Raw genomic sequence first — 8,747 nt, 5'->3', positions numbered from 1 at the left:
GGTAATATTCCGATGCCCATTTATTGTTGACTCGCCTCATGAGCCTTCAAGGATCGATGTGTTGTTTATGCCGCAGCATAATAAACCTGTTCAGGTTATTGGCTCGGGCCAGGAAAAAATGCACCCGGTTTATCGTGGTGATGTAGCCGATGCAGTGCTGTCTTCACTTGTTAAGGGAAATCCGGGGACCTATGAATTATCCGGTTGCGAGGAAATGACCACAACCGAATTTATATACCTGGTCAATAAAAATAACCATACAAGAATCCGTTACACGCCTGGCTGGCTGGCCAGGCTGCTTAGTCCTTTTATAAAAGGATTGTCGCCAACTTTCGTGGATATTTTATTGCACCACACCAATAGCACGTTTATTCCCGATACTTACCGGCAGTTTGATATTAATCCTACCTCGCTGGTAAAGCTTTGGAGAGAGCGTCGCAGATGAATTTTTAAGAGTTGTAGGTTCGTGAAACCCGGGGTGGGTCAACATAAAAAATAACTAATTACAACAAAAAATTCAAAATATAAAATCAGTGTAATCAGCGAAATCATCATAATCCTGAGTCAGACAAACTCCGCGTATTTACAAAGTACTGGAAGATCCAACCTAGTAACAACACCAGGAGGCAGCCAATGGCATTGAGCCAGAGGAAAGATACAGTTCCCGTCCAGTAGATCACCAGCACCGCCACTTCGGCGATAATGGCCGCCCAGAAAGTAGCAGCGCCCCCTACCCGCTTCATGTAAAAAGCAACCAGGAAAATACCGAGTATTACCCCGTAAAACCAGGAACCCAGTACATTCACTACTTCTATCAAACTGCCAAGACTACCGGCAAACTGCGCCACTACAATGCAGAATACCCCCCAGATCAAAGTCCATAGCTTTGATATTTTGAGGTAATGTTCTTCCGTAGCATGCGCGTTATACAGCCGCTTGTACACATCAATCACAGTGGTAGACGCCAGCGAATTCAATGCGGCGGCAATACTGCCCCAGGCTGCCAGGAAGATGATGGCAATCAGCAGCCCCACCAACCCTTTGGGTAAACTGTTCACCACGAAATGAAGGAATATATAATTGGTGTCGTTTGTATCTGCTGTCGGATCGGCATCCTTGATGAGCGACAACGCTTCGGTTCTTACCTGCTGCGACTGATCATCCGTTTGCTGCAACGCTTTTTTTGCAACAGCAATGCGGGCGCTGTTATCTGTTTCCAACGCTGCCGCCAGATCCTTTACCTGCTGCTGTTTCAGGGCCCCCAGTTCATTGTACCGGTCTTCCAGTTTCACTAATGCAGGTCCCTGTTCTGTTTTATGTATCCTTGCCAGTTGCGCTTCGTTAAAGAAAATAGGCGCACGGAAATACAGGTAAAATACAAACACCAGCGCGCCTATCAGCATGATCAGGAATTGCATGGGCACTTTTACAAGACCGTTCATCAGCAGGCCCATACGGCTTTCCTTCACCGACTTGGCGGTAAGGTAACGGCCTACCTGCGACTGGTCCGTACCAAAATACGACAGCGCCAGGAAGAAGCCCCCTATCACGCCGCTCCATATATTGTATTTGTCTTTCCAGTCGAATTTTGTAACAATCACATTCAGCTTATCCATTTTGCCGGATACCTGCAAAGCCTGCTTTAGCCCTATGTCTGCAGGTAACAGGTGCACTACCATCCATCCTGCCAGGAACATGCCACCGAAAATAATAGTGAGCTGGAAAGTTTGTGTATACGCCACTGCGCGGGTACCGCCGGCTACCGTGTAAATGATCAGCAGACCACCCATGATCATATTTGTCCAGTAAAGATTCCAGCCAAGTAAGGAAGATAAGATGATAGAAGGCGCACAAATGCTGATGCCGGTCGATAATCCCCGTTGTATAAGGAACAGCGACGAGGCAAGGGTACGCGTTTTCAGATCAAAGCGCTGCTCCAGGAATTCATAGGCTGTATATACTTTCAGTTTATGGAAGATAGGTACAAACGTGATACAGAGCACTACCATCGCCAGGGGCAATCCGAAGTAATATTGCACAAAGCGCATCCCGTCTGTATAGGCCTGGCCCGGCGCAGAGATAAAGGTAACGGCACTGGCCTGGGTACCAATAATGGACAGCAGGATGATATACCAGGGCATAGACTGGTTATCCAGGAAATAACTTTCCATGTTTCGCTGGCCACGGCTTTTCCAGACGCCATAGCATATGATTACAGTGAGGGTACCAACGAGTACCATCCAATCTAAAAGGCTCATGAAAATGTTTTGGTGAATGAGTAGAAGAGTATGATCAGTAACAGCAGCCAGGCTATTACCAATACATACCACCATCCCCATGATGGAAACAAGGGAGGTTTTTCTTCCTGCAGGTTATCTGCCATAATCTAATCGTTTGAATTGCTTTTAGTCCACATACTGCTTGTTAACAGCCCCAACGCAATACCAATGATCAATCCCACCTGTACACGCTTGATCGTAAACCCGATCAGCAGGCCAAGGATAATACACAAGCCGGCGGCGATCTTCAGCCTGGGACGGTTTTCTTGATGTTTCTTGCTCATTATCTTACAGCCACTATTTTACAGAAATCAGGTTTACAAATAAACGGTATGCTCCCGGCACGCCGGCAGGCAGCTGCCTGAAAAAGGATAAGCCGGTGTACACATAGCATCCTTTGCCATAATGCGCTACCAACGTGGATCCGCTGAGCGGCGATTCGCCTTTGTCGTTCATGCTGAAAGGCTTTTTGTAGGCTTTATCGGCATTGGTAGTGTAATACAGTCCACGCTCCTGTACCCAGCCGTTAAAATCCGCTGCAGTAATTTCGTTGGGATAATGCAGCACCGGGTCTTTCGGATCGTTGAAGGTAACCGGCGCATTTTCATCCGTTACCCTGTCGCGCGACAAACTGAACGGATAAGGCCCCAGGTCTGTTGTTACCAGCGGGCCATTTACATTATACTGGATCACCAGCTTGCCGCCGTTGTTCACATATTCCATCAGTTTGGGCTGCCAGTATTTCATACGTGCGTTTACGTTATAGGCACGTACACCAGTGATGATAGCATCATATTGTTGCAGGTTGCCGCTCATGATCTCCTTCTCTCCCAGTTCGGTGACGTCGTACCCTACCTGGCGCAGCGATGACGCCACCATATCACCGGCGCCGGGGATATATCCGAGACGGTTGCCATTATGTTTCAGGTTTACGGATACCAGCCTGGCCTGTGCCGGTGGGAACAGCGTGATCAGCGGGATATGATCATAGCGGATCTGCTGCAGGCTTTGCGTATATTCCTTACCGTTACAGCTCATCACTACGGTAAATGTATCCGCATGATTTTCTGCTACCCCTTTTACAGGTTTGATGTCAAAGCGCAGCGCTATCTCATCTCCTTTTTGCTTGAGGCTGAAAGGCTGGCTGTTGCCGTCGCTGAACCCTGCGGGTAACTGCAGCCGCACGGTTCCCTGTATATTATCGGCCATTGCCCGGAGCTTCACCGGTACGGACTGGGCTTTGGCATCTGTGAAAATATATACCTGGTTGCTGAGCTCTGCTACTACTGGCGGCGCTATTACCAATGGCTGGTACAGCTCTCCTTTAACAGGGTCTGTATATTTATATTGCAGCGGGCGTGCAATGGTAAAGGATTGGCCACCGATGGTAAGATGGATCTGTGCCTGCAATGCAGGAATATTTTCCGGGTTGCCTACCAGCAACGGATCGTTGATAATGTAAGTGCCAACGGGATGTGCCTCTGCCAGCCAGTAGGGCTGCGATTCCGGCGTATTGGCCGGCACCTGCAGCGTTTGGGAAATGCTGGTAAATTTATTGAAGGCCAGTGGTTGCTGCTCTCCTATATTGGTATTGCCGGGCAGTTCTATTTTATCGAGCGTAATTTTTACCGGGCCCCTGTTGATCAGTTGCACTGTAGCTTCCATGCTGGTGCCTGGCACTACAGTAGGCGATGTGCTGTAGGCTTCCGCCCACAGACCGGCGCAGGCGTAAATCAGTTGTTCTGTTTCTTTTAGTTTCAGATTACGCCAGTAGCCATCGGGCAATGCCTGGATGGCGCTGCGTATTTCCAGCAGTGCCGGTACAGAGGCGGCAGGGTTTTCCATATCATATGCCGCCAGCGCTGCATCTACCAGTGCGCCAATTTTATCGCCACCGGGCACTCTTGTCCAGCTGGTATTGATATCGTCCAGTAAACTCCTTTTAGGCGTGTTGCCTTTGATGGTAAGAAAATATTCCTGTGAGCTGCCACGGGAAGCGGCTACGCCAAATCCCTGGCTCTTATGCTGGGAGCGGCTTTCAGCGGCTATCTCCCCAAAACCTTTTCCAAGTAACGGGTTAAAGGCGCCTACATCTATTTTGAACTGGTCGTCTGATGTAGTGTTTACATTACCAAAGCTGAAGGTATTCCAAAGGATCCGTTTTGCCTGCCAGGGTCTTACCAGTTTCAACTGTTCGGGGAAACGTTTGGGATCAGCGGCAGCGCTGTAGGCTTCTTCCGCCAGCATAGCTGACGCGGTGTGATGCCCGTGCCCGGCGCGACTATCAGCCGGGAAGCGGCAAATGATCACATCCGGCTGGAATTTACGGATCATATATACTACATCTCCCAAAATCTGCTCCCTGTTCCAGATGGTAAATGTTTCCTGCGGATTTTTAGAGAACCCGAAGTCCTGGGCACGGGTAAAAAATTGTTCGGCTCCGTCAATACGGCGTGCTGCCAGTAACTCCTGTGTACGGATCAGCCCCAGTAACTCGGACTGTTCATTCCCTACCAGGTTTTGTCCGCCATCGCCGCGGGTGAGCGACAGGTAGCCTGTGCGATACAGCTTTTCCTTTGCCAGGTAGCCAAGCAAACGGGTGTTTTCATCATCAGGATGGGCGGCAATGTATAATACACTTCCAAGCGTATCCAGCTTCTTCAGTTGCAGTTTTATATCAGCGGCGTTCCATACAGGCGAAGGTTGCGCCAATGCGGGTAAACCCCATACTGCCAGTAAAATTATAACCAGTGCGGTAGATCGTCTTATAAACATTTGATGATTCGTGAATTTACAGATTGCCAAAAGTAATAATTAATTGGTGGCAGGAAAGATAAAATATGATGAGCGTATGCCCGGGTACGTATATGAACGCCATTTGTATCAAAACCGAACAATTTAAATATATTATAAATATTCAGTAATTTGATTTATAGAAGCTCCGGGCAATGGCATCGCCTTTGGTAACAGGGATACAACACAATCTTTACTATGCTGAAAAACTACTTTAAGCTTGCCTGGCGCAATCTCATCAAAGATCGCCGCTTTGCCTTTCTTAATTTAATTGGATTGTCTACCGGGCTCGCCTGCGCGCTCATGATCTATATCTGGGTGCAGGATGAACTGCACATCGACAAATTTCATAAGAACGACGCTACGCTTTTCCAGGTGCTGGAAAACAGGGTGCAGGCAAGCGGCATCTGGACAGCAAAATCATCTCCGGTACCTATGGCCGAAGCCCTGGTAAAGGACATGCCGGAAGTGGAATATGCAGCCTATGTAAGTCCCGTTCGCGAAGCCACGCTCTCTGTAAAAAATGAAAAGAATATAAAAACCAACGGGAAATATGCCGATAAAGATTTCTTTAAGATGTTCTCTTATGGGCTGATCAGTGGAAACGCAGACCAGGTGCTGAAAGACCCTGCCTCTATTGTGTTGTCTGATGTGCTGGCAAAAAACCTGTTTGGCTCGTCTGACAATGTGATTGGTAAAATGGTCGACTTCCAGCATGAGGAACAATATGTGGTTTCCGGCGTGTTTACATCACCGGGACCAGCATCGTCTGAACAGTTCGATTTTGTTTTGCCTGTGCGCTCGCTTGAAATGGTGAAACGCAACGCTGATGAATGGGGCAATACCGGCTTTAATACTTTCCTGGTTTTAAAGCCCGGTACAAACATCGATAAGTTCAATGCAAAAATTGCCAATTACATCAAACTTAAAACCAATAATGAAATTACTTACCGTACCCCCTTCATCCAACGGTATTCAGAAAATTACCTGTATGGCCGTTATGAAAACGGTATACAGGTAGGTGGCAGAATAGACTATGTACGCCTGTTTTCCCTCGTTGCCATCTTCATCCTGGTAATTGCCTGTATTAATTTTATGAACCTTTCTACCGCGAAAGCATCCGGAAGAGCGAAGGAAGTAGGCATTAAAAAAGCGATGGGCGCCGGTCGTGGTGCATTAATCCTGCAATATCTCGGCGAATCTATGGTGATGGCTTTTGGCTCCCTGCTGCTGGCTGTTTTAATGGTGGTACTGTTTCTTCCCGTATTCAATAATATTACAGGTAAACAACTTTCACTGTTACATCCTGGTGTATCGCTGATACTAACTACGCTTGGCATCACGTTGTTCACCGGTCTGATAGCCGGCAGTTACCCGGCGTTTCATTTGTCGGGCTTTAAACCTGTAACTGTATTGAAAGGGAAGATCAGGGGATCGGCAGGCGAATTATTTGTGCGAAAGGGATTGGTAGTATTCCAGTTTTCCCTCTCTATTATATTAATTGTAGCCGTACTCGTTATTTACCGGCAGATCAGTTATATCCAGACAAAAAACCTGGGATATGAAAAAGCGCATATTATCACTTTTTTCAGGGAAGGAAAACTGAATGATGATGTGGTGCACGACCGCTTTCTTTCCCAGGTAAAAGAGATACCCGGCGTTACCAACGCCTCTGATATGGGGCATGGTTTTACAGGGCACGCGAGTGGAACCTCCGATGTGATATGGCCGGGGAAAGATCAGAAAGATAAAACCGAATTTGAAGTAGTGCCTGTAAACTATGACCTGTTGAAAACATTGGATATAAAAATAAAAGAAGGCAGGGAGTTTTCGCGCGACTTTGGCGCGGATAGTTCCATGCTTATTTTTAATGAAGCTGCCATTAAATTCATGGGGATGAAAGATCCTATTGGCAAAGAGGTGGAATTGTGGGGAGAGAAAATGCGCATAGGCGGCGTAGCAAAAGATTTCCACTTCGAATCGCTTCATGAAACAGTAAAACCGCTGTTCTTTATGCTGAACCCGCAAGGCACCCGCCGGTTTATGGTGAAGGTGGAAACCGGCAGTGAGAAAGCAGTGGTTGCAAAACTGCAGGAGATATATGCACAAATAAACCCGGGCTTCTCATTCGACTACCAGTTCCTGGACGAAAGATACCAGACTTTATACAAAGCGGAAAGCCAGGTATCGCAGTTGTCGAGGTACTTCGCAGGGCTGGCTATCCTCATCTCCTGCCTGGGATTATTCGGACTGGCAGCCTTTACTGCGCAGCGGAGAAATAAGGAGATCAGTATCAGGAAAGTACTGGGCGCTACGGTGGGTACTATTGTAATGATGCTGTCGAAGGATTTCCTGCGGCTGATACTGATTGCTATGGTGATTGCTTTTCCCGTGGCATGGTGGGCTACCACGCAATGGCTGAAGGGCTTTGCCTACAGTATTCATCTCAATGCAGGCGTATTTTTGGTGGCTGGCGTTGTGGTGATCCTGCTTACTTTTCTTACCATCAGTTTTCAATCGGTAAAAGCGGCATTAGCCAACCCGGTGAAGAGCCTGAAATCAGAATAGTTGTCATGTTTAAATAAAAAAGCCCCGGTGAAGAACCACCGGGACTTTTTTTCTCATAAGCAAAAATCCAACCAGCTATCTCTAAGCAAAAACCAATTATTAACAAAGGCGGTTTAGATTTAATTGTAACCTTCGTTCTGCTGGTTGCGTATGTTGGGGTTAGCATCCAGTTCTCTTTGTGGTATGGGCAAAATAACTTTCGTACTTGGCCACGATACCGGTATCGTTTTGTCACTCGCCAGGAATTTGGTGAATGAACGTTTTGTTCTGGTTAAATCGAACAGCCGGTGCCCTTCAAAAGCCAGTTCCTTTCTCCGTTCCAGCAGGATCGCATCCAGGAGTGCCGGCCCTGTAGCCGTTACCGGCGGGGCATTATGATCGGCGCGTTGTGTTATCACCTGCAGGTCAGCCTGTGCTTCCGTGTTGCTTCCAAGGTGTGCTGCTGCTTCTGCATGAATAAGATATACTTCCGCCAGTCGCATCACTTTAATACTTTCTGTAAACGTGCTTACATCTTTGTATTTGGTGATGATGTTCGCCGGATCTTCGCCTCCGTTGCCGGAGCGTTTTCCTTTCTGCAGAAAATCCCTTCTTACATCTGTAGCCTGGTAGATATTGTAAATGTTATTGGTGGCCAATACATCGCCATATCCGTCCTGGCTGAACATATAACTTAATCCATCTGTATTGCGGTTATCCACCGCTGTATTGATGATCTCAAAAACAGTTTCATTGTTATTGGTGATCTTGAAATCGCTCACCAGTTTTTCGTTGGGCAGCAACGCATATTTATTGGATTGTATCACATCGCCGGCGTATCTGGCTGCGCCCTGCCAGTCTTCCTTGTATAAGAGGATCCTGGACAACAATGCTTTTGCAGAGTAGATATTGATCCGTCCGGAAGAGAATTCAGCGCTTTTGCTTTCTTCAAACCTGGAGATAGCCGCTGTGAGATCGCTGATAATCTGCGCATAAGTATCTTTCATACTGCTGCGGGAGGGCGATTGCACCGAATCTACATTCGTTACCGTTACAATGGGAATGCCCATATGTGTAGCGCCCGGCGTATAGTTATACGGTTGCGCGAACATGCGCGCTATATCAAAG

General features: G+C 47.4%; 7 protein-coding genes. 2 read left to right on the top strand and 5 right to left on the bottom strand.

The annotated features are described in order from the left end of the window. On the top strand, positions 1–445 hold a 445-nt coding region (locus VIM72_RS25645), incomplete at its 5' end, for a hypothetical protein (RefSeq protein ID WP_332005674.1). A gap of 106 nt (positions 446–551) precedes the next feature. Here VIM72_RS25645 and VIM72_RS25640 read toward each other — a convergent pair. From VIM72_RS25640 to VIM72_RS25625, 4 genes are read right to left on the bottom strand one after another with little or no spacing between them, the layout of a single operon-like run. Beyond that, complete coding sequence (locus tag VIM72_RS25640) at positions 552–2,258, bottom strand: sodium:solute symporter (RefSeq protein WP_332005673.1); 1,707 nt, start codon at positions 2,256–2,258, stop codon at positions 552–554. Beyond that, positions 2,255–2,383, bottom strand: a complete 129-nt coding sequence (locus VIM72_RS25635) for a hypothetical protein (RefSeq protein ID WP_332005672.1) — start codon at positions 2,381–2,383, stop codon at positions 2,255–2,257. Before VIM72_RS25635 ends, VIM72_RS25640 begins: the two co-directional genes overlap by 4 nt. A gap of 3 nt (positions 2,384–2,386) precedes the next feature. Further along, positions 2,387–2,563: a hypothetical protein gene (locus VIM72_RS25630; RefSeq protein ID WP_332005671.1), complete on the bottom strand. Its 177-nt coding sequence runs from the start codon at positions 2,561–2,563 to the stop codon at positions 2,387–2,389. 13 nt (positions 2,564–2,576) lie between these two features. Further along, complete coding sequence (locus tag VIM72_RS25625) at positions 2,577–5,054, bottom strand: PIG-L family deacetylase (protein WP_332005670.1); 2,478 nt, start codon at positions 5,052–5,054, stop codon at positions 2,577–2,579. 216 nt (positions 5,055–5,270) lie between these two features. Here VIM72_RS25625 and VIM72_RS25620 point away from each other — a divergent pair, with 216 nt between their 5' ends. Continuing rightward, positions 5,271–7,640, top strand: a complete 2,370-nt coding sequence (locus tag VIM72_RS25620) for an ABC transporter permease (RefSeq protein ID WP_332005669.1) — start codon at positions 5,271–5,273, stop codon at positions 7,638–7,640. 119 nt (positions 7,641–7,759) lie between these two features. Here VIM72_RS25620 and VIM72_RS25615 read toward each other — a convergent pair. Beyond that, the coding region (locus VIM72_RS25615) for a RagB/SusD family nutrient uptake outer membrane protein (protein WP_332005668.1) at positions 7,760–8,747 on the bottom strand (988 nt) is incomplete at its 5' end.

It is taken from the genome of Chitinophaga sp. (genome assembly GCF_036569185.1).
Lineage (GTDB): Bacteria > Bacteroidota > Bacteroidia > Chitinophagales > Chitinophagaceae > Chitinophaga.
This window is presented reverse-complemented; position numbering and strand designations above follow the sequence as displayed.

Coding starts and splice junctions, on each gene's coding strand:
- VIM72_RS25625 (WP_332005670.1), bottom strand. CDS start 5,054: ATGTTTATAAGACGATCTACCGCACTGGTTATAATTTTACTGGCAGTA.
- VIM72_RS25630 (WP_332005671.1), bottom strand. CDS start 2,563: ATGAGCAAGAAACATCAAGAAAACCGTCCCAGGCTGAAGATCGCCGCC.
- VIM72_RS25640 (WP_332005673.1), bottom strand. CDS start 2,258: ATGAGCCTTTTAGATTGGATGGTACTCGTTGGTACCCTCACTGTAATC.
- VIM72_RS25635 (WP_332005672.1), bottom strand. CDS start 2,383: ATGGCAGATAACCTGCAGGAAGAAAAACCTCCCTTGTTTCCATCATGG.
- VIM72_RS25620 (WP_332005669.1), top strand. CDS start 5,271: ATGCTGAAAAACTACTTTAAGCTTGCCTGGCGCAATCTCATCAAAGAT.